Below are 25,467 nucleotides of genomic sequence, written 5' to 3' on the forward strand. Positions count from 1 at the left end.
GGATTCACAGGCTTAGTGACCTGAATCGGGTTCCTGTTTCTCCTCAGCGTTGTCAACGCGCTTCCGCTTGAAGATGCCACCAACCGCGCCGACACTTCCGACTGCGGCACCCTTGATCGCGAATCCGGTGCGTTTCGCGGCAGTGAGCGCCCGCGCTTCGTCCGGCACCCCATCGCCGTCGATGTCAACCGACCGGAATACACCGACGACGTCATTCGCCTTGTCCTTGACGGCCTCGCCGAAGCCCGACACATTGTCCGCGGCGGATTGCAATGCCTTCACTGCACGCGACGGCTCCACAACCCCTGGCTCCGGCTTCTCGAAGTCCAGAAGCACCGCCGGGAAGGCAGTGGGGGGCTCGGGGAACGCAAGACGCACGGCCTTGACGACATCGCTCCCAAACGTGAAACTTCCGACCCCGCCAACGACGGCGCCGAGGCCGAAGGGGATTGCCTTGCCAAGCGTCCCGGCTCCGAGCTTCGCGCTGTTTTTCAGCGCCTCCCGCGCGAGGACCGTAGCCAATGGCGCGAGCGCCGAATCGGGAAGCTGCTGAGTGAGCACCTCTCCCCAGCCGTTTGGGAGTGCCTGCTTGACGGTACCGGAGGCGAGCGTGCGAGCCTGATTGACGCCTCCGGCCCCGGCGGCCTGGTATACGATCTTCGTCACCTGGCTCTGCGACTTCTGGCCGAGCAGCATCCCGAAGACAAGCGGCCGGGCTCGCTCTGCGTCGCTCACTTCGATCCCGTGGAGTTCCGTGGCGGCGAGGACATAAAGGGCGCTCGTCTCGTAGAAGAACAGCAGATCGGCTACCCCAAGCCCCAACGCAATAGACGTGCCTACGCCGGGGATGGCTGCCGAAGCACCGACTCCCGTGCTCGCGATAGTCACGGTGGCCACGTAGCGCTTATCGAGCTCCTTGAGCATTTCTTGGGGCGAAGCGTCCGGCTTTTCCCGGCGAAGCGACTTCAAATACTCCAGCACGACAGGCCGCTGCACCGAGATGGCTTGGAAGATCTTCAACTTTAAGCCATCAGGCTCGGAGACGTCACTTGCTTTCTCATCGACGGCGACGAGAGCACCCTCCCCGTTCGCGGCAGCGGGTGTCGGCTTATTCGTGGTCATTGGTTCTCCGGTCGGTTGGCGTCGCGTAGAAGGGAGTCGCACCATGAGGGAGCTGACCGCAACACTACCGGGCGACAGGGCGGCTGCATGGCGACATGTCGATCGTGTCGGACCTGTTTCAGTACCCGCAAGGATGGGCTCCATCGTCTTGAGTCAGACACTTGTTCGTCGCCTCGTTGCCACTCCTAACGACGCCGGTGCGCGCCGCCGGGAGTGCGGCTGCTCACATTGCCGACACAGTTCGGAACATATCTTGAGGTACCCGTTGTTGTACGTGCTAGCTTCAGCGTTTGCCGGCCACCTGCCGGTTGGCTCGTCGTCCCACATCACAAGGGGTTTTCCACCATGATTCGTCGTCGTTTGTCCGTCCTCGGTGCCGCCGCAGCCGCCGCCCTGGTGCTGGCCGGCTGCAGCACGTCCTCGCCGTCGGGGTCGGAGCCGGCGACCTCCTCCGCCGCGACCACGCTGCAGGAGATCCAGGACGCAGGCGTGATCACCGTGGGGACCGAGGGGACCTACCGCCCGTTCTCCTTCCACGAGAACGGCACCGGCGACCTGACCGGTTACGACGTAGAGGTCGTCACCGCGGTGGCGGACAAGCTCGGCGTCGACGTGCGGTTTGAAGAGACCCAGTGGGACGCCATCTTCGCGGGGCTGGAGGCGGGCCGTTTCGACGTAATCGCCAATCAGGTTTCGATCAACGAAGACCGCCTGGCCAAGTACGACTTCTCGGACCCGTACACGGTCAGCACCGGCGTCGTCGTCGTGAAGTCGGACAACAACGACATTTCCTCCCTGGCGGATCTGGAGGGCAAAACGTCCGCCCAGTCGCTGACCAGCAACTTCTACAAACTGGCCAAGGGCGCCGGAGCCAATGTCGAGGCCGTGGAGGGCTGGGCGCAGGCGGTTTCGCTGCTGGAGCAGGGCCGGGTGGACGCCACGGTCAACGACAAGCTGACCTACCTGGACTACCAGGCCACCAACGACAACAAAGACATCAAGGTAGCCGCCGAAACGGACGAAGAAACGCAGAGCGCCTTCGCCTTCCAGAAGGGCAGCGACGAGCTGGTCGAGGCCTTCAACACGGCGCTGGAGGAGCTGCGCGCCGACGGCACGCTGGCAAAGATCTCCGAGAAGTACTTCGGCGCGGACGTCAGCAAGTAAATCCGGCCGCTTCAAAGGGAGACGCTAACGTAACCGTATGGACATCGACTGGGAGCTCGTCGGCAGTTCACTCTGGCCTATAGTCCAGGGCGGGCTGACCGGCACCATCCCCCTCTCGCTGGCCAGCTTCGCCATCGGCCTGCTGCTGGCGCTCGTCGTGGCCCTGATGCGCTTGAGCCGCAACCGGATCCTGGCCGGCATCGCGCGCGCCTACGTCTCGGTGATCCGCGGCACCCCGCTGCTCGTCCAGCTGTTCGTGATCTTCTACGGCCTGCCGTCGATCGGCGTGGTGCTTGAACCGTGGCCGAGCGCCATCATCGCGTTCTCCCTGAACGTGGGCGGCTATGCGGCCGAAATTATCCGCGCCGCGATTCTGTCCGTCCCCAAGGGCCAGTGGGAAGCCGGCCACACCATCGGCATGGCCGGCACCACCACCCTGCGCCGCATCATCCTGCCGCAGGCCGCGCGGGTGTCGGTGCCGCCGCTGTCCAATACGTTCATCTCGCTGGTCAAGGACACCTCCCTCGCTTCCCTGATCCTGGTCACCGAGGCGTTCCGGGCCGCCCAGGAAATCGCGGCGTTCAGCCAGGAGTTCATGCTGCTCTACATTGAGGCCGCGGCGGTCTACTGGGTGTTCTGCCTGGTGCTCTCCGCCGGGCAGTCCCGACTGGAGAAGAGGCTGGACCGCTATGTCGCCCACTGACGTCCCCTCCGCCGCCGCTTCGCAGCCCGGCTCCGCCGCAGGGCCGGTGCTCTCCGTAGAGGGGCTGCGCAAGTCCTTCGGCAGCAACCAGGTGCTCAAGTCCATCGACCTCTCCGTCCAGACGGGCGGGGTACTGGCCCTGATCGGACCCTCCGGGTCGGGCAAAACCACCGTGCTGCGCTGCCTGAACGGCTTGGAAATCCCCGACGGCGGGCGGGTCGCCTTTTCGGGCGGGCCGGCCGTGGATTTCGGTTCGCCGGTGAACCGAAAACAGATCGCCGCCCTGCGCGACCGCAGCGCCATGGTGTTCCAGCACTACAACCTGTTCCCGCACATGACCGTGCTGCAGAACATCATCGAGGGCCCGGTCCAGGTGCAGAAGCGGTCCAAGGCCGAAGCGGTGCGCGAGGCCAGGTCGCTGCTGGACCGTGTCGGGCTCTCCGGCAAGGAAGACCAGTACCCGCATCAGCTCTCCGGCGGACAGCAGCAGCGGGTCGGCATTGTCCGGGCGCTGGCGCTCAAACCTTCGCTGCTGCTGTTCGACGAGCCCACGTCCGCACTGGATCCTGAACTGGTGGGCGACGTGCTGCACGTGATCAAGGAACTGGCTGACGAGGGCTGGACCATGGCCCTGGTCACCCACGAGCTGGCCTTCGCCCGTGAAGTGGCCAGCGAAGTGGTGTTCATGGACGGCGGCGTGGTGGTGGAACGCGGACACCCCGAACAGGTGCTGCGCGAACCGCGGGAGGAGCGCACCCGGCAGTTCGTCCACCGGCTGCTCAACCCGTTCTAGGACCGGGTTCACTTCCGGCTGCCCCCGCCCTCCCCCCGACGGCTCCCTGCATCCGCGGTGGGGGTCCCGCCTGCACCGGTTCGCAGCACCACGCCGCCACGCCGGGTGTGGCGCACGCCACGCCGGTGCGAAATTCATCTGATGTCATCTGGGATGGCAGAATGTAAAGTTCCATGCACCGTTCCGCATGGCAGGCTCGTTCCGGCCGGAAGCTTCCATCCCGCGTTTCTCCTGCGCGGAAACCTCCGGCCACGAAAGGCAGAACCATGGCCACTTCCCTGGCTACCAAGTCGTTGACCGCACAGACGGCTTCCGAAGCGCACGATCTCCTGAATGCTGCGGTCGAAGAGTTGCAAAAGCTCGCCGCCATCGACGGCGATTGCGGCATCTTGGTCACTCGCACCGGCCCCGGGCAGTTTACGGTGGAGCTGAGCGACGACGTGCCCTACGGCATCACCCAGGAATCGCATCTGTACTAAGCGGTTGGCGGGCCGGTCCCGGTTATATGACGCCGCCCGGTTGCCCGGAATGAAGCGCCGGCCCGCCCCGGTGGGATAATTTCGCCCATGGCTCCAGCGATTGCGTACCAAGGTGAACCCGGCTCGAACTCCCACATGGCTTGCCTGGAAGTGCGCCCCGGTTGGGAAGCGGTGCCGTGTGCCAGCTTCGAGGATGCGTTCGCTGCCGTCACCGGCGGCGAGGCGGAACTGGCCATGATCCCCATCGACAACTCGATCGCCGGGCGGGTGGCGGACATCCACGCCCTGCTGCCGAAGACCACCCTGCAGATCGTGGAGGAATTCTTCCTGCCCATCCGTTTCAGCCTGCTGGGCGTACGCGGGGCCACCGTGGAGCAGGCCCGGGAGGTGCACAGCCACATCCATGCTTTGGGCCAGTGCCGCAAGCTGATCCGCAGGCTCGGGCTCACTCCGGTCATCGCAGGCGACACCGCCGGTTCGGCCCGGGAGGTGGCCGAATGGAACGACCCGACCAAGGTCTCCCTGGCGCCGCCGATGGCCGCCGAACTCTACGGCCTGGAGGTTTTCGCGGAAAAGGTCGAAGACGATCCGACGAACACCACACGGTTCGTGGTGCTGGCCGACCGCCGGCCGGTCCCGTCCCGCGAGGAACTTCCCGGTCCGGCCGTGACCAGCTTCGTGTTCCGCGTGCGGAACGTGCCGTCCGCGCTGTACAAGGCGCTGGGCGGTTTCGCCACCAACGGCATCAACATGACCCGGTTGGAGAGCTACATGGTGGGCGGCGAGTTTGCCGCCACCATGTTCATGGTGGACGTCGAAGGCCACCCGGACGATCCCGCCATGGTCCATGCCTTCGAGGAACTGGACTTCTTCACCACGGAAATCCGCATCCTGGGCGTGTACCCGGCGCATCCGTTCCGGCAGCAGACCGTGCGCCCGGGCGCCGCGGCGCAGTAGCCGTGGGGCCAGCAGTCGGACAGTAGCTTCGGGGCAGCAGCCGTCGCACGGCCGCCCGTCGGGCAGAAGCCACCTCGCGTGGCCCGGGAGTAAAACGCTGCATTTGACGAACTGTTACCGGCGTTTGACCCAGGCCCTTCCCCGCTCTTAGCGTGGAGACGAATCAAGAGCGCCAACTTCACAGCCCTGGCTGGTTGGCCGGCAACCCTCTACCGTAGCGGGGTGCTCCAGGTGATGATTCGGCCCGCCGGGGATGTCGGCAGGCAAGTACGCGTATCCACCCGCAGCAGCTCGGCCGCAGCGGATGCGCCCAAGCCCCAAGGACGCCATGTCGCTACACCATGACCTGACCCCCCACACGTTGCGCTCCGCCTTCGGCCGGTTCCCCTCGGGCATCGCGGCGCTGTGCGCGACCGTCGACGGCGAGCCGCAGGGCATCGTCGCCTCCTCGTTCACCGTGGGCGTCTCCCTCGAGCCGCCGCTGGTGATGTTCGCCGTGCAAAACACCTCACGGACCTGGCCGCTGGTCCGCCGGGCCAACCGGATCGGCGTCTCGGTGCTCGGTACCGGGCACGACGGTGTCTGCCGCCAGATCGCGTCCAGGACCGGTGACCGCTTTGCCGGCCTGAGCCTGCACGGCACGGACGATGGCGCGCTTTTCCTCAACGACGCGGCGCTCTGGCTGGACTGCTCGGTGCACCAGGAGGTCCCGGCCGGGGACCACCACGTCGTGCTGCTGCAGGTGCACGGACTGTCCACGCACGACGGCACCCACGAGCCCCTGGTCTTCCACGATTCCGCGTTCCGCCGGTTGGAACAGCCGGCCTTCGTCTAGGACGCATGGTCCCGGCTCCGCCCGCAGCCGGCGCGGCCGGGCGCGGGCAGCTAAGGCAGCGGCCTGCCTCGGGCCGCCACCCACAGGGAGTACCACTCCTCGCGGGTCATCGATGCTCCAACCGCTTCCGCCTCGGCACAGGCCCGGATCCGGTCCGGGCTGCTGGTACCGACGACCGGCCGGATGCCTGCCGGATGCCGCAGCAGCCAGCCCAGCACCACGGCCTCGGGCGGGCACCCCTTGTCCCGGGCAAGTTCCGTGACCAGGGCTGCCGCTGCATGATCCGCCGGGGGTGGGGCATCCGCGGGCGCGGAAGCATCCGGTGTCGCGGCCTCCGCTGCCGCACGCCCGCTGTACCGGCCCTGGGCCAGCGCGCCCCAGGCCTGCAGCTCCACCCCGTGGGCGGCGCAGTATTCCAAGGTGCCGTGCGGGAAGCTGATCCCCGGTCCCTCCGGGTGGTTCACCAGCACCCCTGACTCCAGCCAGTCGCGTCGGTGCAGGCTCATTTCCAGCTGGTTCACCGCCAGCGGTTCATCCAGCGCCGACTGCAGCCAGCGCATCTGTTCGCCGGACATGTTCGAGACACCAAGGCGGCGCACCTTCCCGGCCATCCGAAGCTCGTTGAACGCCGCGGCGATCTCTTCGGCCGGCGTCAGCGGATCGGGCCGGTGGATCAGCAGCGTATCCAGGTGATCGGTGTGCAGTCGGCGCAGGCTCTCGTCGGTGCGGGCCAGGATGGCTTCCCGCGAGGAGTCGTAGTGCCCGACCATGCCGGGGACCGGCAGCCGGATGCCGCATTTGCCCTGCAGCCGGATCGAGTCGCGCAGCTCGGGACTTTCCGCCAGCACCCGCCCGAACGCGGCCTCGGCCTTGCCGTGGGCGTAGATGTCGGCGTGGTCGAAAGTCGTGATCCCGGCCTCCAGCGCCGCCGCCACGGCCGCGTGCGCGGCGGCCACGTCGGCCGCTTCCAGCGGCCCGCTCCCCCAGCCCCCACCCAACCCCATGCAGCCGAAAATGAGGCGCGAGCCGGCGTCGTTCATTGATAGTTCCCCCTTCGCTGGGCAGGTTTCCAGCGTACGACGGCGGTGCCCGGGGAGGCATCGGCGCCGGCCCCGGGTGATGCTGACACCGAAGAACACTCCTCGTAGCGAGCCGGTCAACTCCGGCGGCATCAGCCGGTGTGGCGGCGGAGGAACGCCACGCTGCGCTCCAGCACCTGCCACGCCGCTTCCAATTCCAGGTTGAACTGGAACTGGTGCCCCAGGCCGGCCTCGGTTTGGGGGAAGAACTCCTCCACGGCCGCGCCCTTGATCCGCAGCGCTTCGACCAGCCCGAGCGAGTGCGGCAGCAACGGGTCCGTGTTGCCCGCTGACACGAAAGCCGGCGGGTAGTCGGCGCCCACGTGCTTGGCCACGGAGGCCAGCGCGACGTACGGACGCTCCAGATAGTCCTTGGCCCCGGTGTAGGACCACAGCACCGTGCGCAGGTAGTTCTGGTTCCCGGCCTGGTCCGCCCCGGCGAGCGAGAGGTCGTACGCCCCGCAGTGCAGCAGCACCGCGCGCAGCCGCTCCGGCTTCATGGGCGAGGCAATGCCGAGCCTTTTGGCATAGTCGGGATCGGCGATGACCAGCGCCAGTTGCGCGGCGATTTGCGCGCCCGCCGAGTCCCCGGCCAGCACGATCCGCTCGGTATCGATGTGCAGCCGCTCGGCATTGTGTTCCAGGTAGCGCAGCGCGGCGGCCGTCTGGCGCACCGGCGCGGGGTAGCGGCGCACGTGGGCCAGCGAATAGTCCACTCCCACGGCGGTGAAGCCGTAGGAGGCGAGAATCCGCAGGTAATTGGCGACGTCGTTCTTGGTGCCGGAGATCCAGGCCCCGCCGTGGATCCAGACAATTGTCGGAAGGCGCAGCGAATCCTCGGCCGCCTTGTCCGGGAAGAACACGTCCAGGCGGGTATGCCCGTGGTTGCTGAGGTATTCCTGATCCAATACTTCGCTGATTCCGTCCGGCACGTGCCGGGCCATCGCGCGGGCCGTGCGCCGGCCGTCCCGTTCCGACAGCACCCGCAGCAGCACCGCCAGCGGCCGGGGGCTGAAGCGCAGCCACAGGACCAGGCCGCCGGCAAGGGCCGCCGGGACGGTGACGAGCACGGCAACTGCTGTCAGTGCGCGGCGGATACGGACCTGCATGGCTTCCTCCGATCGGCCGGTAGTGAACCAATCGTGAGCCCGCCCCGCCCGCGGGGCAAGCCCCTCCCCTGCCTGACCGTCAACCGTCGGAACCCCCCGCCCGCGAAGGGACGTGAGACCCGCAAACGGCTGGACGGCCCACCGACGAAAAGCCTTGCAGCTCCCCGCCAAGGGCGGGAAACCACGTCAACCGAGGGCAACCACCAGGCTCAGCGCGGCCAAGACCAGGGCGACCGGCGTCATGGTCCACCGCTCGGGCTTGCTGCGCGAGATGGCGTTCATCAGGACGCCGACGAACAGGTACGCGGTCAGGACCCAGCCAAGAACGAGCGACGCGGTCTCCGGCAACGCGTCGAGAAACTGCGCGCGGTCCATGATGACGAACACGAAGAACGCATACAGGAGCACCGAGACCGCGCTCCCGATGCGCAGCTTCGCCGGCAGGATGCGGTGGCTTCCTCCCCAGGCGAACCGGCCCAGCGGCAGGCCCGCGGCCAGCAGGATCTGGAAGACGGCCAACAGCGCGAAGACAAGGCACGCGGCGATGGCCGCAACGGTGATCATGGCGAGCAGTGTAGCGGTGCAGCCTTCAGCCGCGGTCAGGCGGTCAGCGGCTGGCGGTAAGGCGGCGGCCACGCGTGCCACGCGGTCAGCGGCCGGCGATCAGGCGGCCGCGCGGTCAGCGGCTCGTGACCTTGCCCGTCAGCGAGGCGATCGGGCGCAGGAAGATCGGCCGGGCCAGGAACCAGGCCGCCACGGTCACCGCGACGGAGGCGGCAAAAATCCAGAAACCGGTCCACCCGCCGTCGTCCGTGGCCGCATACATGTGGTTGAGGTTGCGCAGCGCGCCGGTGGCCAGCACCAGCGTCACGTGCACGATGATGAACAGCACGAAATACACCATCACCGGGAAGTGGATGGCCCGGGCCGCCTCAATCGGGAAGTATTTGTTGACCGCGGCCCGCTTGGGCCAGGCGGCCGAGGTGCGCAGGCCGGAGACGATGGCCAGCGGGGCGGCGATGAAGACGGTGGCGAAGTAGGTCAGCAGCTGCAGCGCGTTGTAGTTCACCCACCCGTTCTCCAGCGGCCAGTCCAGCGAGGCGTACTGCAGCACCGCGGACAGCGCGTTCGGGAAGATGTCCCAACTGGTGGGCACAATCCGCATCCAGTGCCCGGTCGCGAAGATCAGCACCATGAAGACGATGCCGTTCAGCACCCACAACGCATCCAGCGTCAGGTGGAACCACAGGTTCAGGGTGATCTTGGTGGGCGCGTTTTTGGTCTTCACCAGGCCCTTGTTGTTGCGTGTCCAGTACGCCGGCGAGCGCGTGCCGGCGCGTACCTGCAGGCCGGTGCGGATGATCAACACGATCAGGAAGAAGTTGAGGAAGTGCTGCCAGCCCAGCCAGGCGGGCAGCCCGACGGGCGCGGATTCGGGCAGTTCGGAACGGCCCGGGTAGGCGGCCAGGAAGTCCTGGACGCCCGGCATCGTGCGCATCCATTTGGCCAGCAACACCAGCATCAGGAGCACGACGACGGCGCCGGCCACCGCCGCGGTGATCTTCAGCCACGTCTTCCGGGTGCTCCCGGACGGTTTCGTCGAAGTGGACATCGCCAGCTTTCCTCGTTCCCTGCGTCCCGACAGTCCGGGCTTCGTGATTCAAGGTACCCCGGCCGGGCGGCATCGTGCCACACGCGCGGCCGCGGCGGCCAGAGCCCGCCGCAGCACGGCGTGAGCGGGGCGTTATTGGCCGTCCTGCGGCATCCATTTCAGGCAGTAGCGCAGGTTGGCGGTGACGGTCCGTACCGCGGCTTCTTCGTCACCGGCCGCGATGGCGTCCGCGAGGTCCTCGTGTCCGGCGCGCAGGCATCCATCGAAGCCGTCCCGCAATCGCTGGGCCATCTTGGTCCCGTGAAACACGTCGCCGAAGCTGCCGTACAGCTCGTGCAGCAGCTGGTTGCCGGAAGCCTCGGCCACGGCCAGGTGGAAGTCCCAGTCGGCGGCGATCCAGCCTTCCAGGTCCTGTTCGGCCCACGCATGCCGGCGCCGGGCCAGCATCTCCCGCAGCGCCTCCACGCCGCCGCCGGGGCCCGGCGGCTCGGACCGCGCCGACTGCGCCGCCAGCCTCGCCGCCTGGGTGTCCAGCGCGAAGCGCACCTGCAGCACGTCCTCGTCGTCGTACTCGCGGTAGGCGCGGCGGGCGGTGCCGCTGATCTCGCTGGTAGCGCGCACGTACGTGCCGTCGCCGCGGCGCACCTCGAGCATCCCGGCGTGGGCCAGGGCCTTGACCGCCTCGCGCAGGGTGCCGCGGGAAACGCCCAGACTCGCCATCAGTTCCGGCTCGGGAGGGATCCGGGACCCCAGCTCCCACCGCCCCGCGGCGATGGACTCCCGCAGCCTGGACGTGACTTCCTCCGCCAGCGGCGGCCGCTGGAGCGGGCCGGACCTCACGCGCGCGCCTTCCGCACCAGGCCGCTGACCGCGTGAGCCAGCAGCAGTTGCAGCGCCGCGCCGGCCACCAGGAGCACCAGCGGTACGGTCCAGTCGGCGAGTGCATCGTGCAGCAGGCCGAGACCGAACGGGCCCAGGGCGGCGAAGAGGTAGCCCACCGATTGGGCCAGCGTGGACAGCGCGGTGGTCTCGGCCGCGCTGTCACCGCTGCGGCTGATCACCAGCATCAGCAGCGGGAAAACCCCGAAACCCAGTCCGATCAAAACCGCAGGCAGCACGGCGAGCTCGGCAGGCAGCACCAGCAGGGCGAGGTAGCCCGCCAGCGACGCCGCGCAGGTGATCATGAAGGCCGGCCGCAGCAGGCCCGGGCGCGCCGCCATGGACAACAGCAGGACGACGGCGGGGATGGACACCAGCTGGACCAGCGCGAGCAGCTGCCCGGCGGCCGCGGCATCCACCCCGCGCGAGATCAGGATGTACGGCAGCCAGCCCATCACGGAATAGACGAGCAGCGCCTGGATGGTGAACAGGCCGGTGAGCAGCGCGCCCTTGCGCGTGAGCAGCAGCGGCCACGGCGACGAGTGGTCCCGGGTCCGCGTGCCCGAACCGCGCCTGCCGGCCACGGCCATGGGAAGGAACACCGCGAGCCCGACGACGGCCAGCAGCGCCCACGCGGCCAGCGCGAGCGACGGCGAGTCCAACTGCGCGGCCAGAGGGACGCTGATGGCCGCGGCCAGGGTGGCGCCGACGGACATGGAGATGGTGTAGGCCCCGGTCATCGTCGACGGCCGGTGCGCGAAGTACTTGCGGATGAACGCCGGCAGCGCCACGTTGCAGACCGCCAGTCCGGACATGGACACCACCGTGCCGGCCAGCAGCATCCCGACGGATTCGACCCCGCGCAGGCCCAAGCCCGCAATCAGCAGTGTCAGCGCAAGTGCGATGGCGCGTTCCAGCCCCATGCGGCTGCTCAGCCAGGCGGTCGCGGCTCCGGCCACGGCGAAACACAGCACGGGAACGGTGGGCAGCAGTGCGGCGACCAGCGGCCCGTACCCCAGCAGCTGCTGCAGGTCGTGGAAGAGCGCGGCCGCGCTGGCAATACCAGCCCGGAGGTTCAACCCGATGAGTATCACGGCGGCTACGGCCGCGGCGATGAACCAGCGGCGGCCCGCGGCGGCGGGTGCTGGGGCAGGCTCCTGCACGTTGAGCTCCGGCACCAGGGCCTCGGCGAACTCCCCCGGAGCCTCGTCGCCGCCCGGCGCGTGGTCGCTGCTGCTGCCGCCGCTGGGCCGTCGCTCTAAAATCATTCTCTAAACGTTAGACGTTTGATGTCTGAGGCACCAAAACCGGCGCCGGCGCCTCGGGCGGCGTAAGGCCGCCCGAGGTGCCGGCGTCGGAGCTGCAGAACCTGCCGCCTAGTTGGCGAAGACGTCCTGCAGCGTGCCCTGCGGGGCCCACAGCGCAATGGAGTCGCCGGTGTTGTTCAGTACTGACGCGGTGCCATTGTTGTAGTAGGCCTCGGCGCTGTTGGTGCCGGGACCGGTGTAGACCCGCAACTCCGCGCCGGGGGCAAGCACGTAGCCCTCGCCCACAGCCAGGATATTGTTCGCCGCGTCGCGGATGATGTAGCCGCTGGCGTCGATGCTGTGGTTGGCGGTGTTGCGCAGCACCACGTGCTCGCCGGTCTCCGGCTGAACGTCGCTGCCGGCGGGGTCATTCACCGCGCCGGCGATTTCCAGGCCGGTGCCCGCGGGGAAGGGCTTCCGCCCGTCCAGGTAGCGCATGGTCTGGATCGGGAAGTCACCGGTGACGGCATCGACGCCGAGGTCGACGGAGTGCTGGACGGCCTCGGGCGAGTTGGCGGTGTAGACGCCGACGACCAGCCCGGCGGCCTTGGCGTCTGCAACATTTTGCGCCGTCAGGGTGCGGTAGTTGGTGCCGATTGAATCGGCAAAGGCCGCCCAGGATTCCAGCGTGGCCGGACCCGGGACGGTGCTCGAGAGCTGCTGCAGCGCGATCTCGGGGGCCAGGTCGGCGAAGGTGCGGTTGGAGGCCTCGTCGAAGCCGAGGACCTGGACCTTGTCGGCGGCAACAAGCTTCGTCCAGGCGGCATCGGTGCGGAGCTCGTCGGCGACGAGCTGTTCGATGCCCGGGGAGTTCTTCGGCGACTTGATTTCGATGTACACGCCGGTCTTCACCGTGGCGATCTTCGCCGCGTCATCCAGGTGCGGGATCCGCTCCCCCTGGTACTTGGCGCCGAAGTAGGATCCGGCGTCGAGCTGCTGCAATTCATCCCAAGTAAAGGACGTGATGGGGTCCCCGGCACGCTCGGGAAATACTTCCTCCACGTTGGTGGTCCGGGCCGGAGTGTCGTCGTGGAACAGGAACGGTACGCCATCGGCGCTGAGCTGGACGTCGATCTCGAAGAAGTCGGCGCCGGAGGCGCGCCCGTCCTTGAAGGCCGCAACCGTATTTTCGGGGGCGGTGCCGGCGGCCCCGCGGTGGCCGATCAGCAGCGGGGCTTCATCCTGCCCGCCCGGGTTGTTCTGCGCGCCGGCCGCCGGGGCGGCCACGAGGGTAGCGCCGACGGCGACGGCCGCGGCGGAGGTGGTCAATGTTTTGAGCAGGCGAGATGCCATGGGATATGACGCCCTTCGTAGTGGTTGTCCGGGTTTCCCCGCCATCGAGCTTCACAGCGCCAGTGGACCTGCGGGCCAACTGGCTGTGAACTCGCAGTGAAAGGAAACACCGCCCAAGGGCCGGGGCGCGGCGACGGCGCAATCGGACCGCCGCGGGATGCCGCCGCGGCGACGCTAGACTCGGAGTGGCATGAACACTTCCGCCAATACCCCGAGCTCGGTGCGCGTCGATGCGTGGCTGTGGGCCATCCGCGCCTACAAGACCCGTTCCGCGGCCACCGCCGCCTGCCGTGCCGGACACGTCCGGCTTAACGGCAACCCGGTCAAGGCCTCCCAGCCGGTGGTCCCGGGCGACACCCTGCGGGTGCGGCAGCCCGGCTACGAACGGATCCTGGAAGTGCGCCGGCTGATCGCCAAGCGGGTGGGAGCCGAGGCGGCCTCGCACTGCTTCACGGACCACACGCCGCCGCGCCCGGCGATGCCCTCGCTCGGAATCCCGCAGCGCGACCGGGGTGCCGGCCGGCCAACCAAGAAGGACCGGCGGGAGATGGACAGGCTGCGCGGCCCCCGCTAGGAACGGGAGCGCGGAAGCAGTTCGGTGGTTTCTTGGAACGGGAGCCCGGCGGCGCTTCGGCGGCCGCTGGGAACGGGAGCCCGGAAGCCGTTCGGCGGCCGCTCAGGACGGGAGCCCGGAAGCCGTTCGGCGGCCGCTCAGGACGGCCGGATGGCCCGATGCTGCACCGATCGGCCCGCGCTGCCCGTCAATTCACGCCGCGCCGGGCTTCTTACTTCCATGCCGTGAGCGTAACTCACTTCACATAACCGGCCGGACGGTACAAGATGGAAACCGGAGACGGCCGCGCCGCCGTCCCGCTGCTATGTCATTATCTGAAGGAGATCAGGGCTGTGACCACCACTTCCCACGCCGCTTCATCCACCCAGCCGGGCTACCGGGTCCAAAACCCGTCCACCGGCGAGGTGGTCGAGGAATTCCCCACTGCCACCGACGCCGAGGTCAAGGACGCCCTCGCCAGGTCCCAGGCTGCCTACACAGCGTGGAAGGCCACGCCGATCACGGACCGTGCCAAGGTGGTGTCCCGCATTGCGGAACTGTTCACCGAGCGGGCCGACGAGCTCGCCGCGATCATCACCGAGGAAATGGGCAAGCCCCTGTCCGAGTCCAAGGGCGAGGCCGAGTTCTGCACCGACATTTTCAGCTACTTCGCTACTGAAGGCCCCGACCTGGTGGCGGACCAGGAAATCAAGGCCATCGGCGGCGGCCGCGCCATGATCCAGAAGCTGCCGGTCGGCCCGCTGCTGGGCATTATGCCGTGGAACTACCCCTACTACCAGGTGGCCCGCTTCGCCGCGCCGAACCTGATGCTGGGCAACACCATCATCCTCAAGCACGCCGAGACCTGCCCTCGCTCCGCCCTGGCCATCCAGAAAATCATGGACGACGCCGGCGTGCCCGACGGCGTCTACATCAACCTCTTCGCCAGCCACGAGCAGATCGCGGACATCATTGCCGACCCGCGCGTGCAGGGTGTCTCGCTGACCGGCTCCGAGCGGGCCGGCGCCATCATCGGCGAGCTCGCCGGCAAGAACCTGAAGAAGGCCGTCTTGGAACTGGGCGGCTCCGATCCCTACGTGCTGCTGGACACCGACGACGTCAAGGCCGCGGCCGAGCAGGCGTGGGCCACCCGCATCGAGAACACCGGCCAGGCCTGCAACTCCAACAAGCGCATGATCGTCATGGAGGACATCTACGACGACTTCGTGGCCGAGCTGACCAACCTGGCGAAGGACCTCAAGCCCGGCGACCCGGCCGAAGAGGCCGAGGGAACCTACGCCCCGCTTTCCTCCCGGGCGGCGGCCGAAGGACTGCACGAGCAGCTCAAGGACGCCGTCAACAAGGGTGCCACGCTGCACGCCGGCGGCACCCTGCACGATGGCCCCGGCGCCTACCTGGCCCCGGCTGTTCTGACCGGCGTCACTCCGGAGATGCGAGCCTACCGCGAAGAGCTGTTCGGCCCGGTGGCCGTGGTCTACAAGGTCAGCAGCGACGAGGAAGCCCTGGAACTGGCCAACGACACCGACTACGGGCTGGGCGGCGTCGTCTTCTCCAAGGACGAGGAGCGCGCCCGCAAGATTGCCCAGCAGCTGGAGGTGGGCATGGCCAACGTCAACGGCGTCGGTGAAGGCGCCGACATCCCGTTCGGCGGCGTGAAGCGCTCCGGCTTCGGCCGCGAGCTTGGCCCGCTGGGCATGGACGAATTCGTCAACAAGCGCCTGTTCTACATCGCCGACTAACCGGTCCGGCATCGACTGATCAGCAGGCGCCCTTCCCGCTCGCGGGAAGGGCGCCTGCTGATCTTTGCTTTCTGAGACGGCCAGGGTTTGGAATGGCGGCGTGCAACAGCGCTTTAAGGGTGCCGTCGCAGTCCGCCCGCGAGGCTCGCTGGCGTCCTCGCAGCCTGCGAATTTGGCCCGGATGATGGCCGGGACGCCTCCTACCGATGACAGATTCGCGCGGCGTCGGTACATTCACAAGACTGGTGCTGAAGCTTGACGGCCGGCTGCACCGATTGTATTTACCCGCCGGACGCAAGGCATGTCATGGACTTTCAGCCCGAGCCGCAGACCAATACGGCTCCCCAGCCCGACTCCGCCCGCGAACCGGATCGCCCGACCCGTGCACCAAACAGTATTGCTGGCGGGTACCTGGCACTCATGGCCCGCATGAAATCCGCCGGTCTGCTGACCCGCCGCAGGGGCTACTACATCACCCTCTTCGCGGTGCTCATGATGCTGCTGGCCGCGGCGTGGACAGGGTTTTCGTTGCTCGGGAGCAGTTGGTTCCAACTGCTGATCGCGGCCGGGATGGGGATACTGTTCACCCAATTCGCCTTCCTGGCGCACGAAGCGGCCCATTGGCAGGTATTCAAATCCAAGCGGGTCAACGAATGGGCTGCCCGGCTGGTTGGCACCTGCCTGGTGGGCATCAGCTACGCCATGTGGATGCGCAAACACACCAAGCACCACGGGTTTCCCAACACCGTGGACAAGGACCCGGACATCAGGACCGGGTCCATCGCCTTCCACCCGGACGCTGCGGCCGGGCGCCGCGGCGCGATGGTCCGTGTCACCCGGCTCCAGGGCTACCTGCTGTTCCCGCTGCTGCCCTTCCTGGGCTTCAGCCTGTACGCGGATTCTTTCAAGTACCTGGTCCGGCAGGCCAAGGTGGAGCACCGCTGGCTGGAGCTGGGCATCCTCGCGGCCCGCGCCGCCGTGCTGCTCACCGTGGTCTTCTGGCTTCTGCCCTTGGGGCAGGCGTTCGCGTTCATCGGCGTGCAGATGGCGGTCTTCGGCTTCTACATGGGCGCGTCGTTTGCCCCGAACCACAAAGGCATGCCGATCTATTCGAAATCCAGCCGGCCGGACTTCGTCACCCGACAGGTGACGGCCTCCCGCAACATCCGCGGCGGCTGGATGATGGACCTGCTGATGGGCGGTCTGAACCGCCAGGTCGAACACCACCTGTTCCCCGACATGCCCCGTCCCTGCCTGAGCAAGGCGGCGCCGATGGTCCGCCAATACTGCCGCGAGCACTCGATCCCGTACACGGAGACCAGCGTGCTGGCCTCCTATGCGGCGATAGTCCGCTACCTGGGCGCCGTCGGAATAGCCGCCTCCGATCCCTTCCACTGTCCGGTGGCGGATATCTACCGCCGGGTCTGAGCCCGCGCGGGCCCGGATTCCTTGCGCCCGGGGCGTCCTCCCTGTCTGCGCTGGCATGGACACCGGCTGGGCCAGCACAGAGAATGGGCGCATGGACCTGCCCGTGATGCCACCCGTTCCGCCCATGCTGGCCAAAAGCGTGGCCAAGATCCCCGACGGCGGAATGACGTACGAGCCGAAATGGGACGGCTTTCGGTCAATCATCTTCCGCGATGGCGACGAGGTGGAGATCGGCAGCCGGAACGAGAAGCCCATGACTCGCTACTTCCCCGAACTGGTGGACGCGTTCCGTGAGCAGCTGCCCGAGCGCTGCGTCGTGGACGGGGAGATCATCCTGGTGGGCAAAGGCGGCGACAGGCTCGACTTCGAGATGCTGCAGCAGCGCATCCATCCGGCGGCCAGCCGGGTCAAGCTCCTCTCGGTGCAGACTCCCGCCCGGTTCGTGGCCTTCGACCTGCTCGCCCTCGGCGACGACGATCTGACCTCGCGCCCCTTCGAGGAACGGCGGGCCGCGCTGGAGAAGGCGCTCTCCGCCGTCGTCAATCCCATCCATCTGACCCGGGCCACCACCGACCCGGTGGTGGCCGAGCGGTGGTTCGGAGAGTTCGAGGGGGCCGGGCTGGACGGCGTGGTGGCCAAGCCCTTGGACGGAAAGTATCAGCCGGACAAGCGGAGCATGTTCAAGATCAAGCACGAGCGCACTGCCGACTGCGTGGTCGCGGGCTACCGCGTGCATAAGAGCGGGCCGGGCCTGGTGGGCTCGCTGCTGCTGGGCCTGTACAACGACGGCGGAACCCTGGTGCACGTGGGCGTGGCCGGGGCGTTCAGCATGAAACGCCGCAAGGAACTGTTTGAGGAGCTGCAGCCGCTGATTGCCGATTCGGACGGCCATCCCTGGAACCGGGTACAGCACGAGGCCGGCGAGCGCACACCCCTGACCACGGAGGGCAGCCGCTGGAGCGGCGGCAAGGACCTGTCCTTCGTGCCGCTGCGGCCGGAAAGGGTGCTGGAGGTCAAGTACGACCACATGGAGGGCGAGCGCTTCCGGCACACCGCGCAGTTTGTCCGCTGGCGGCCGGACCGCGATCCGGAGTCGTGCACCTACGGGCAACTGGACGAGCCGGTTTCCTACGACCTGAACGACGTGCTGCTGTAGCGCGCCGGGCCGGGACTCAGTCCCAGCGGCCCGCCGCCGCCGGCCAGCCACCCCGGCGACGAGCCGACGGCGGCCTGGTTTCTCAGCGCCAGCCGGCGGCCGGTGCCACCTGCTGCACGATGTTGCCCAGCATCTTCACGTTGTACTCCACGCCCAAGTAGTTCGGCACCGTCAGCAGCACGGTGTCCGCGGCCTGCACCGCCTGGTCCCGGACCAACTCGGCGCCGATTTTGTCCGGATCCCCGATGTAGCTCCTGCCGAACCGCGAGCGCGTACCGTCGAGCATGCCGACCTGGTCGTGCTGGTCGGCCTGGCCGCGGAGCCCGAAGTAGCGCTGGTCTTCGTCGTCGACAATCGGCATCACGCTGCGACTGACCGACACCCGCGGAACATGCGCGTGGCCGGCCTTCTGCCAAGCCTCGCGGAACAGGTGGATCTGCTCGGCCTGCAGTTGGTCGAAGGGCACGCCGGTGTCCTCGATCAGCAGGGTGCTGCTCATCAGGTTCATGCCCTGCTCCGCGGTCCACACGGCGGTGGCGCGGGAGCCCGCACCCCACCAGATCCGCTCCGGCAGCCCCGGGGACGTGGGCTCCACGGGAAGCATGCCGGCATGCCTGCCCTGGAGGTGGTTCGGGTCGGCGGGGACCATGCCCGCACCCGTGATGGCCCGGCGGAACACCGCGGTATGGCGCCGGGCCATGTCCGCATCGGTCTCGCCCTCGGCCGGCCGGTACCCGAAGGCCGCCGCACCGTTCAGCGCCGGCTCGGGTGACCCGCGGCTGATCCCCAGTTGCAGCCGCCCGCCGCTGATCAGGTCCGTGGCCGCCGCCTCTTCGGCCATGTAGAGCGGGTTTTCATAGCGCATGTCGATCACGCCGGTGCCGATCTCGATCCGGTTGGTCCTCGCGGCGATCGCTGCCAGCAGCGGAAACGGCGAGGACTGCTGCCGCGCGAAGTGGTGCACGCGGAAATACGCGCCGTCCACCCCAACTTCCTCGGCCGCAACCGCGAGCTCGATGCTCTGCAGCAGCCCTTCAGCGGCGGTGGGAACCGGCGAGCCGACGGCGGGGCTCCAATGGCCGAAGGACAGGAAACCGATGCGCTTCATATCCGCCACAACCCCGCCGCCGGCACTTCAATTCCCTAGCTCCCGTGCGGAACCACCACGGCTCGGCCGCTGAGCTCGCCGGCCTGCAGCTTGCGGTAGGCCTCCAGCGCATCGTCCATGCTGTAGCGCTCGATCTCGGGAACGATCTGTCCGGCCTTGTACATGTCCACCACCTCGTGCAGGTCCTCGATGGTGCCCCAGTAGGTGTTCGTGATGACGGACTCGTACGGGTTAGTGAAGAAGCTCCACTCCAGCGTGCCGCCGGCGATCCCCACCACCGTCATCCTGGACAGCCGGGCCATGGAAGCGGCGGCGGTCTTGACGGTCGGGCCCACGCCCACGAAGTCGAACGCGGCATCGACGCCCCGGCCGCCGGTGATGTCACGGATCCGCTCGGCCTGCCCCTCGCCGCCGGAAACGGTCACGGCGCCGGCCTCTTCGGCCTTGCGCATCGCTTCTTCCTTCATGTCGGTGGCGATGACGGTGGCGCCGGTCAGCGCCCTGAGGATCTGCACGGCGATCTGGCCCAGGCCGCCCAGCCCGATGACCAACGCGTACTTGCCGCCGCCGGCCAGGTGCGGCAGCGACTGCTTGATGGCGTGGTACGGAGTCAGCGCAGCGTCGGCCAGCGGCGCCGCGGCCACCGGATCGGCGTCGCCGAGCGGCACCAGGTTCCGCGCCGGCACGGTGACGTACTCGGCCATCCCGCCGTCGCGCCCCAGTCCCACGCCGAGGTAGGGCATCTTGGCCGCGTTCTCGCAGTAAGTGTCCTGGCCGCGCGAACACGCCTTGCAGTGCCCGCAGCCAATCGGCCCATAGACCAGATAGGCATCGCCGACGTTGAAGCCTTCCACGCCCTCCCCGAGCTCTTCGACCCACCCGGAGTTTTCGTGGCCGAGCGTAAACGGCGGCGGCACCGCCCCCGGGCCGCCGGCCTCGAAGTCGTTGTAGATGGCGACATCGGAGTGGCAGGCTCCGGCGCCGGCGACCTTCAGCAGCACCTCCCCGGCCCGCGGCTTCGGCCGCTCCACGTCCTTGATGGTGGGAAAAGTCTTGAAGTCCTCGAACACTACAGCGCGCATGATTCACTCCTGCCGGTTGACTCTGCGATAGCTACACACGCCACCCTACGCACCGCGGAAAATGGTCAGCAAGCTGTCTATCGAGTTGTCACGTTTCACCAGTCTGTGTAGCGTAGGCCACGAGGCCACCTCGAGGGGCGCACCAGCGGCCCTGGCCCGATTCCAAAGGAGGCAACTGATGCAAACCGTGGAAGAAACCATTGATGTAGCCGTTCCGGTCCGCACAGCGTACGACCAGTGGACGCAGTTCGAATCCTTTCCGAACTTCATGTCCGGCGTTGAGTCCGTGACCCAGCTGACCGACACCACCAACCACTGGAAGACCAAGGTCGGCGGCGTGGAGCGCGAGTTCGACACCGAGATCGTGGAGCAGCAGCCGGACGAGCGCATCGCCTGGCGCAGCGTCGACGGCAAGTCCCACGCCGGCGTCGTGACGTTTAGCCCCCTCGGCGCGGACAGCACCAAGGTCTCGGTGCGCTTCGAGTGGGATCCCGAAACCTTCACCGAGAAGGTCGGCGCCGCCCTGAATATCGACGACAAGCAAGTGAAGTCGGACATGCGCAAGTTCAAGGAGTTCATCGAAACCCGCGGCGCCGAAACCGGCGCCTGGCGCGGAGAAGTGAACGACAGCGGCCCCATCGGCACGCAGCTCTAAACTTCCAAAACCACAAGCACGACGGCGGTGGGCCGGCTCTCGGAGCCGGCCCACCGCCGTCGTTTGCTCGCCCACCTGACAGCGCTGTCGCAGCAGCCGGCCCTTCCAAGCCAACAAATTTTTCCGGATTCTCCCCCATTTTCTGGTTATCCGGTTTACTCTAGGCCGCAGGGGATTAACTGAGCGGCGATGGGGGCCAATCATGCGGAAAAATCAGGAACGGCCGGAAGCCAATCCAGTAGCCGACATGGAGCGGATGGGACCTAAGCCCGTCCACGGGTCCGGGGACAGCACGGGGATGCCGAATCTGGCAGCGGCCCAGATACCCGGCCCCGGAACAAGTCACATTGTGGCCGGCGAGGATCGGCATCTGCCGGATGATGCTGCCGATCCGCTGGAAAAGGAAGGCCACCTCAGCCGACCGCGCCGCACCCGCGGCTGGCTTCCCTGGAGCCGTGGAACCGGCCGCCACCGCCTCGCTTGATCAGCGCTCGCACCACCATCAGCATCCGCGTCCAGCGAAGGAGCCCGCCATGGCCCGTCCCGTGCACTTTGAAATCCAGGCAGAAGACCTGGAACGAGCCAAAAACTTCTACGCGACCGTGTTCGGCTGGACGTTCGAGGACTATTCACAGGTCACCGGCACTCCCTACTACGGCGTCGTGACCGGCCCGGAGGACCAGCCCGGCATCAACGGCGGCCTCATGCAGCGCCCCGCCCCGACCCCGGACAGCGGCCAGGGCACCAACGCCTGGGTGGTCACCATGGAGGTGGACGACTACGACGCCACCGAACGGAAGATCCTGGCGGCCGGCGGCCAAACCGCCCTGCCGAAGTACGCACTGCCGGGAATGGCGTGGCAGGGCTACTACCTGGACACCGAAAACAACACCATCGGCATCCATCAGCCCGACGAACAGGCCGGGATGTCGTAACAACTTCAAGCGGCGGCGGACAGCCACAGTCCATCTCCGGCGGCGATCGTCTTAGGACAGCACGTCCTTGGTGGTGAAGCGGCCGTAGGCGAGGGCGCAGGAAACGGCGATGTAGCCGCCCTGCAGGACGGCGTTGGCGCCGAAGGCGTCCCAGGAGATGGGCTGGCGCAGCAGGTCGGCGAAGCTCAGCCAGTGGTGCGTGAACAGCCACGGGTGCAACCACTCCAACTGCGGCAGCGCGCCGACAATCTGGGTGACGACGGCCAGCACTGCCGTCGCCGCCATGGCGCCGACGGGGACCTCGGTGAGAGTGGAGATAAAGAGCCCGATGGCCGCCAGCCCGGCCAGCGACACGGCAACGTAGGCGGCCACCAGCAGCAGCCGAGCCAGAGACTCGCCGACGCCGATCGTGTCGCCGGACAGCAGCGTCACCGGCCCGACGCCGAAGAGCAGGCCGCCGATCAGCGCGCCGGTGACCGCGATGGCGAGCGCCGCCGCCATGCAGAAGACCACCGCCGCACCGTACTTGACGGCCAGCAGCCGCAGCCGGCCGGCCGGGGCGCTGAGCAGGTAGCGCAGCGTGCCGTGGCCCGCCTCGCCGGCGATCGTGTCCCCGGAAACGACGCTGACGGTCAGCGGCAGGAACAACGGGATGGACACCACCAGCCCGGTCAGCGCCACGAACAACCCGTTGTCCGTGATCCGGTTGAGGAACGGTGGACCGCCGCCGGGCCCTCCCTCGTCCGCGGCGAACCGGACCACCACCGCGATGAGCGTCGGTACGGCGGCCAGGGCCAGCAGCATGGCCCACGTCCGGCCACGTCGGAACAGCACGCTGAGCTCGGAACCGAAGAAGGCCCATCCGGCGGACTTCCCGTTTTCCCGTCCCTGGGCCGAAGCGGCCGCCGAAGCGCCGGGATTTTCCTCGTCGGCGGCCTCGACTTCCACGATTTCCGGCCCCGGCCGGCGGTCGCCACCCCTGCTCGGCCGCTGCTCACTGGACAACGTCGAATCCCTCCCCCGTCAGCTCCACGTACCGGTCCTCGAGGCTGCTTGCCTCCACGGCAAACCCGCGGATCCGGACGCCGTCCGCCACGAGGGCGGCGGCGATGTGCTCAGGCAACAGACCGCCCTGGTCCATCGGGGCGTTCACGTGTCCGTCGAGTGCGGTGCTCGGGACCTCGGGTTCCAGGCCCAACCGGCGCAGCACGCCGCGCGCGGCTTCGATGTCGGGCGTCTGGACGCTCACATGCGTGAGCCCCGCCCGGCGCACCTCGTCCAGGGCCCCCTGCGCCACCAGCCGGCCGGCGCGCATGACGGCCGCGTGCGTGCAAATCTGCTCCACCTCGGAGAGCAGGTGGCTGGAGACGAATACCGTGGTGCCCTCCCCCGCCAGCGAACGGACCAGGCTGCGGACTTCGCGGGTGCCCTGCGGGTCGAGCCCGTTGGTGGGTTCGTCCAGCACCAGGAGCTGGCGCGGCATCATCAGGGCGTTGGCGATGCCCAGCCGCTGCTTCATGCCCAGCGAGTAGGCGCGCACCTTCTTGTCCGCGGCGTGGGTCAGGCCGACCCGCTCCAGCGCCCTGCCGATCCTCGCCCGCCGGGTCTCTGACGGGGCATGGCGGTCCGCGGTGTCCAGCCGGTGCAGGTTCGCGGCGCCGGACAGGAAGGGGTAGAACGCCGGGCCTTCGATCAGCGCTCCGACCCGCGGAAGCACGTCCCGCAACGACCCGGGCATGTCCTGCCCGAAGATCCGGACGCTCCCGCTGGTGGCGGCGGCCAGCCCGAGCATGACGCGGATGGTGGTGGTTTTTCCCGAGCCGTTGGGGCCCAGGAAGCCGAAGACGGAGCCGTGCGGGACGGCCAGGTCAAGGGAGTCGACGGCGGTTTGCCGGCCGAAGCGTTTGGTCAGTCCGGAGGTCTCGATGACCAGCGCGGCAGGGTTGCCGCTGCCGTTCACCGGGCCTCCGCGGCTGCCTGCAACGACTCGAACGGGACCGACCCGGCCAGAACGCGGCCGTCGTCGGTCAGGTACACGTTGAGCAGGGCGGTGGAGATCAGCCTGCCGCCGTCCACCGCTTCGGTGGCCTGGGCCAGGAAGGGCGAGTCTTCCCAGCCCTCCGGCAGGGCCCCGGCGGGGACTTCCGCCACGGTCTCCCAGCCGGAGCCGTGGAGGGTGACGTCATCCCGCAGCGCGGCAGCGCCGCCGCCGTGCCGGCCATGGCGTCCGGACGGTGACTGCTCTCCGTGCCGCGGCACGGCCTTTTCGCTGACGCTGGCACCGGCCGGCGGGGTGAACTCGAACAGGCCCTGGTCCGGGGTCTCGAGCGTCAGCTTGCTGAAGCCCAGCTGGAACGCCGGATCCTGCTGTCCCCGCGCGTTGACCCTGAGGCTGAGCGGCAGGCCGGTCTCGGCGTCGACGGCGACGGTCACGGATCCCACCAGCGTGGCAGTGCTGTTCGGCTCCACCAGCAGCTGATAGGCGCTGCGCCCGGCGACCTCGGTATCGGCGCCGACGGACACCTTCGTTTCCGGGCCGATCTTGGCCAGCAGGTGATCGGCGAGCTGTTCGGGCGTGTAGGCGCTGGCGGGATGGTGCGCACCGCCGTCGTGATTCTTTCCGCCGTCCGCACAGGAGGGCAGCGTCAGGTGGACCGCCTCGTTCTCCTTGGAGCTGTAGACCCAGGCCTCGGTGCCGTTGCGGATCACGTCGCGCTCTGCAAAGCGGTCGAAGAGCTGCAGCCGGGCCTGGTCCGGCCCGTCCAGGTAGACGCGCGCGGTGCGGGAACCGGTCAGCAGTTCCAGCGCCTCGGCCACCTGTCCGCCCTCGTCCGCGGGCAGGTCCTCGGGGAGTTCCGGCAGTCCCAACGCGGAGTCCTGTTCCAGCGTGCCTGAGAGTTCCCGGACGTCGCTGTCGGCCACGAATTCCAGCAGCTGCTGCGGGGTCTTGTCCGGCAGATCGGTCGCGGCGTTGGCCTGCAGGGAACCGGTGAGCACTCCGCCGGCAATGACTGCGGGCACGACGGCGGCGGGCAGCCAGCGCTTCCACGTCCGGTCCATGGCACATCACCTTTTCTGCTGCAGGACTCGCTTCCCAGCCTACGCTTCCCGCCTCGCCGGGTCACCAGTCACAGCAAAGCTGGTCCGAGCTCCAGAGCGGCCTGAACACCGGCCCCGCGCCGGCCGGACGCCGGCCCCGCGCCGGCTCGAGCTCCAGAGCGGCCGATAGTCGACACAGGCCCGTCGCGGAAGGCCGCTCTCGCACAGCTCGGCCGCTCTGGAGGACCGCGGCCGTCGCCGATGTCCAGCGACTGCTCCTGTTGCTCGGCAGCGCGGTCCGACCGGCCGCGACACCGGCCCCCACACCGGCCCGCATACACGCCGGGGATCATGCTTGTCAGGCCCCTGTTGCCGTGTTGTAGTTGACTCACGCAATGACATGGACGCACCGCAGCGTC

At 68.1% G+C, this 25,467-nt stretch carries 25 protein-coding genes and 1 riboswitch; of the genes, 12 read left to right on the top strand and 13 right to left on the bottom strand.

The annotated features are described in order from the left end of the window. Nucleotides 1-12: 12 nt before the first annotated feature. Nucleotides 13-1,122, bottom strand: a complete 1,110-nt coding sequence (locus tag AC5RWG_RS08410) for a hypothetical protein (RefSeq protein WP_494166755.1) — start codon at nt 1,120-1,122, stop codon at nt 13-15. 345 nt (nt 1,123-1,467) lie between these two features. Between AC5RWG_RS08410 and AC5RWG_RS08415 the strand changes: the two genes are divergently transcribed. From AC5RWG_RS08415 to AC5RWG_RS08440, 6 genes are all read left to right on the top strand, one after another. After that, nucleotides 1,468-2,286 (top strand): amino acid ABC transporter substrate-binding protein, encoded by an 819-nt coding sequence (locus AC5RWG_RS08415; protein ID WP_494000806.1) that lies wholly within the window; start codon nt 1,468-1,470, stop codon nt 2,284-2,286. A 43-nt stretch (nt 2,287-2,329) separates the two neighbouring features. Further along, nucleotides 2,330-2,989 (top strand): amino acid ABC transporter permease, encoded by a 660-nt coding sequence (locus AC5RWG_RS08420; protein WP_494001307.1) that lies wholly within the window; start codon nt 2,330-2,332, stop codon nt 2,987-2,989. Continuing rightward, nucleotides 2,976-3,782, top strand: a complete 807-nt coding sequence (locus AC5RWG_RS08425; RefSeq protein WP_494000807.1) for an amino acid ABC transporter ATP-binding protein — start codon at nt 2,976-2,978, stop codon at nt 3,780-3,782. Before AC5RWG_RS08420 ends, AC5RWG_RS08425 begins: the two co-directional genes overlap by 14 nt. Before the next feature lie 266 nt (nt 3,783-4,048). Next, nucleotides 4,049-4,261: a hypothetical protein gene (locus AC5RWG_RS08430; RefSeq protein WP_494000808.1), complete on the top strand. Its 213-nt coding sequence runs from the start codon at nt 4,049-4,051 to the stop codon at nt 4,259-4,261. Between the two features lie 87 nt (nt 4,262-4,348). Beyond that, nucleotides 4,349-5,218, top strand: coding sequence for a prephenate dehydratase (locus AC5RWG_RS08435; RefSeq protein ID WP_494025240.1), 870 nt, complete (start codon nt 4,349-4,351; stop codon nt 5,216-5,218). A 161-nt stretch (nt 5,219-5,379) separates the two neighbouring features. Further along, nucleotides 5,380-5,494: riboswitch (SAM riboswitch) on the top strand. Nucleotides 5,495-5,546: 52 nt separating this feature from the next. Continuing rightward, nucleotides 5,547-6,053, top strand: coding sequence for a flavin reductase family protein (locus AC5RWG_RS08440; RefSeq protein ID WP_494000810.1), 507 nt, complete (start codon nt 5,547-5,549; stop codon nt 6,051-6,053). Nucleotides 6,054-6,103: 50 nt separating this feature from the next. Here the strand turns inward: AC5RWG_RS08440 and AC5RWG_RS08445 are convergent, their stop codons facing one another. From AC5RWG_RS08445 to AC5RWG_RS08475, 7 genes are all read right to left on the bottom strand, one after another. Next, on the bottom strand, nt 6,104-7,093 hold the full coding sequence (locus AC5RWG_RS08445; protein ID WP_494166756.1) for an aldo/keto reductase: 990 nt from the start codon (nt 7,091-7,093) through the stop codon (nt 6,104-6,106). 131 nt (nt 7,094-7,224) lie between these two features. Continuing rightward, on the bottom strand, nt 7,225-8,241 hold the full coding sequence (locus AC5RWG_RS08450) for an alpha/beta hydrolase (RefSeq protein ID WP_494166757.1): 1,017 nt from the start codon (nt 8,239-8,241) through the stop codon (nt 7,225-7,227). 186 nt (nt 8,242-8,427) lie between these two features. Continuing rightward, entirely contained in the window at nt 8,428-8,805 is a 378-nt protein-coding gene (locus AC5RWG_RS08455) for a hypothetical protein (RefSeq protein ID WP_494000813.1), read from the bottom strand. Nucleotides 8,806-8,920: 115 nt separating this feature from the next. Next, the gene (locus AC5RWG_RS08460; protein ID WP_494049374.1) at nt 8,921-9,853 is read right to left on the bottom strand and encodes a cytochrome b/b6 domain-containing protein; all 933 of its coding nucleotides are present in this window, start codon (nt 9,851-9,853) and stop codon (nt 8,921-8,923) included. A gap of 132 nt (nt 9,854-9,985) precedes the next feature. After that, entirely contained in the window at nt 9,986-10,693 is a 708-nt protein-coding gene (locus tag AC5RWG_RS08465; protein WP_494166758.1) for a FadR/GntR family transcriptional regulator, read from the bottom strand. Further along, nucleotides 10,690-12,000 carry an MFS transporter gene (locus AC5RWG_RS08470; RefSeq protein ID WP_494076441.1) on the bottom strand — a complete coding sequence of 437 codons (1,311 nt, stop codon included), beginning with the start codon at nt 11,998-12,000 and terminating at the stop codon, nt 10,690-10,692. The genes AC5RWG_RS08465 and AC5RWG_RS08470 overlap by 4 nt, the downstream gene beginning before the upstream one ends. Before the next feature lie 108 nt (nt 12,001-12,108). Beyond that, nucleotides 12,109-13,332 (bottom strand): glycerophosphodiester phosphodiesterase family protein, encoded by a 1,224-nt coding sequence (locus AC5RWG_RS08475; protein ID WP_494000817.1) that lies wholly within the window; start codon nt 13,330-13,332, stop codon nt 12,109-12,111. Nucleotides 13,333-13,522: 190 nt separating this feature from the next. On the opposite strand from AC5RWG_RS08475, the gene AC5RWG_RS08480 reads away from it, so the two are divergent. From AC5RWG_RS08480 to AC5RWG_RS08495, 4 genes are all read left to right on the top strand, one after another. Then, entirely contained in the window at nt 13,523-13,906 is a 384-nt protein-coding gene (locus AC5RWG_RS08480) for an RNA-binding S4 domain-containing protein (protein ID WP_494000818.1), read from the top strand. Between the two features lie 332 nt (nt 13,907-14,238). Continuing rightward, nucleotides 14,239-15,645 (top strand): NAD-dependent succinate-semialdehyde dehydrogenase, encoded by a 1,407-nt coding sequence (locus AC5RWG_RS08485; protein ID WP_494012965.1) that lies wholly within the window; start codon nt 14,239-14,241, stop codon nt 15,643-15,645. Nucleotides 15,646-16,074: 429 nt separating this feature from the next. Further along, a complete protein-coding gene (locus tag AC5RWG_RS08490) occupies nt 16,075-17,073 on the top strand; it encodes a fatty acid desaturase family protein (protein WP_494166759.1) in 999 nt (332 codons plus the stop codon). Between the two features lie 91 nt (nt 17,074-17,164). Beyond that, entirely contained in the window at nt 17,165-18,229 is a 1,065-nt protein-coding gene (locus tag AC5RWG_RS08495; protein ID WP_494166760.1) for an ATP-dependent DNA ligase, read from the top strand. Between the two features lie 82 nt (nt 18,230-18,311). Here the strand turns inward: AC5RWG_RS08495 and AC5RWG_RS08500 are convergent, their stop codons facing one another. Beyond that, on the bottom strand, nt 18,312-19,337 hold the full coding sequence (locus tag AC5RWG_RS08500) for an LLM class flavin-dependent oxidoreductase (protein WP_494012968.1): 1,026 nt from the start codon (nt 19,335-19,337) through the stop codon (nt 18,312-18,314). A gap of 35 nt (nt 19,338-19,372) precedes the next feature. Further along, entirely contained in the window at nt 19,373-20,419 is a 1,047-nt protein-coding gene (locus AC5RWG_RS08505; RefSeq protein ID WP_494012969.1) for an NAD(P)-dependent alcohol dehydrogenase, read from the bottom strand. A 178-nt stretch (nt 20,420-20,597) separates the two neighbouring features. Between AC5RWG_RS08505 and AC5RWG_RS08510 the strand changes: the two genes are divergently transcribed. Beyond that, nucleotides 20,598-21,074, top strand: a complete 477-nt coding sequence (locus AC5RWG_RS08510; protein WP_494012970.1) for an SRPBCC family protein — start codon at nt 20,598-20,600, stop codon at nt 21,072-21,074. 533 nt (nt 21,075-21,607) lie between these two features. Further along, nucleotides 21,608-22,009, top strand: coding sequence for a VOC family protein (locus tag AC5RWG_RS08515; protein ID WP_494012971.1), 402 nt, complete (start codon nt 21,608-21,610; stop codon nt 22,007-22,009). Nucleotides 22,010-22,060: 51 nt separating this feature from the next. On the opposite strand, the gene AC5RWG_RS08520 is transcribed toward AC5RWG_RS08515, so the two are convergent. The 3 genes from AC5RWG_RS08520 to AC5RWG_RS08530 are packed head-to-tail and all read right to left on the bottom strand — an operon-like array spanning nt 22,061 to nt 25,069. Next, nucleotides 22,061-23,014, bottom strand: coding sequence for an ABC transporter permease (locus tag AC5RWG_RS08520; protein WP_494012972.1), 954 nt, complete (start codon nt 23,012-23,014; stop codon nt 22,061-22,063). Further along, nucleotides 23,004-23,969 carry an ABC transporter ATP-binding protein gene (locus AC5RWG_RS08525; protein ID WP_494012973.1) on the bottom strand — a complete coding sequence of 322 codons (966 nt, stop codon included), beginning with the start codon at nt 23,967-23,969 and terminating at the stop codon, nt 23,004-23,006. The genes AC5RWG_RS08520 and AC5RWG_RS08525 overlap by 11 nt, the downstream gene beginning before the upstream one ends. Next, nucleotides 23,966-25,069: a LolA family protein gene (locus AC5RWG_RS08530; protein WP_494128444.1), complete on the bottom strand. Its 1,104-nt coding sequence runs from the start codon at nt 25,067-25,069 to the stop codon at nt 23,966-23,968. The genes AC5RWG_RS08525 and AC5RWG_RS08530 overlap by 4 nt, the downstream gene beginning before the upstream one ends. Nucleotides 25,070-25,467: the final 398 nt, after the last annotated feature.

The sequence above is a fragment of the Arthrobacter sp. Y3221160 genome (assembly GCF_059092585.1).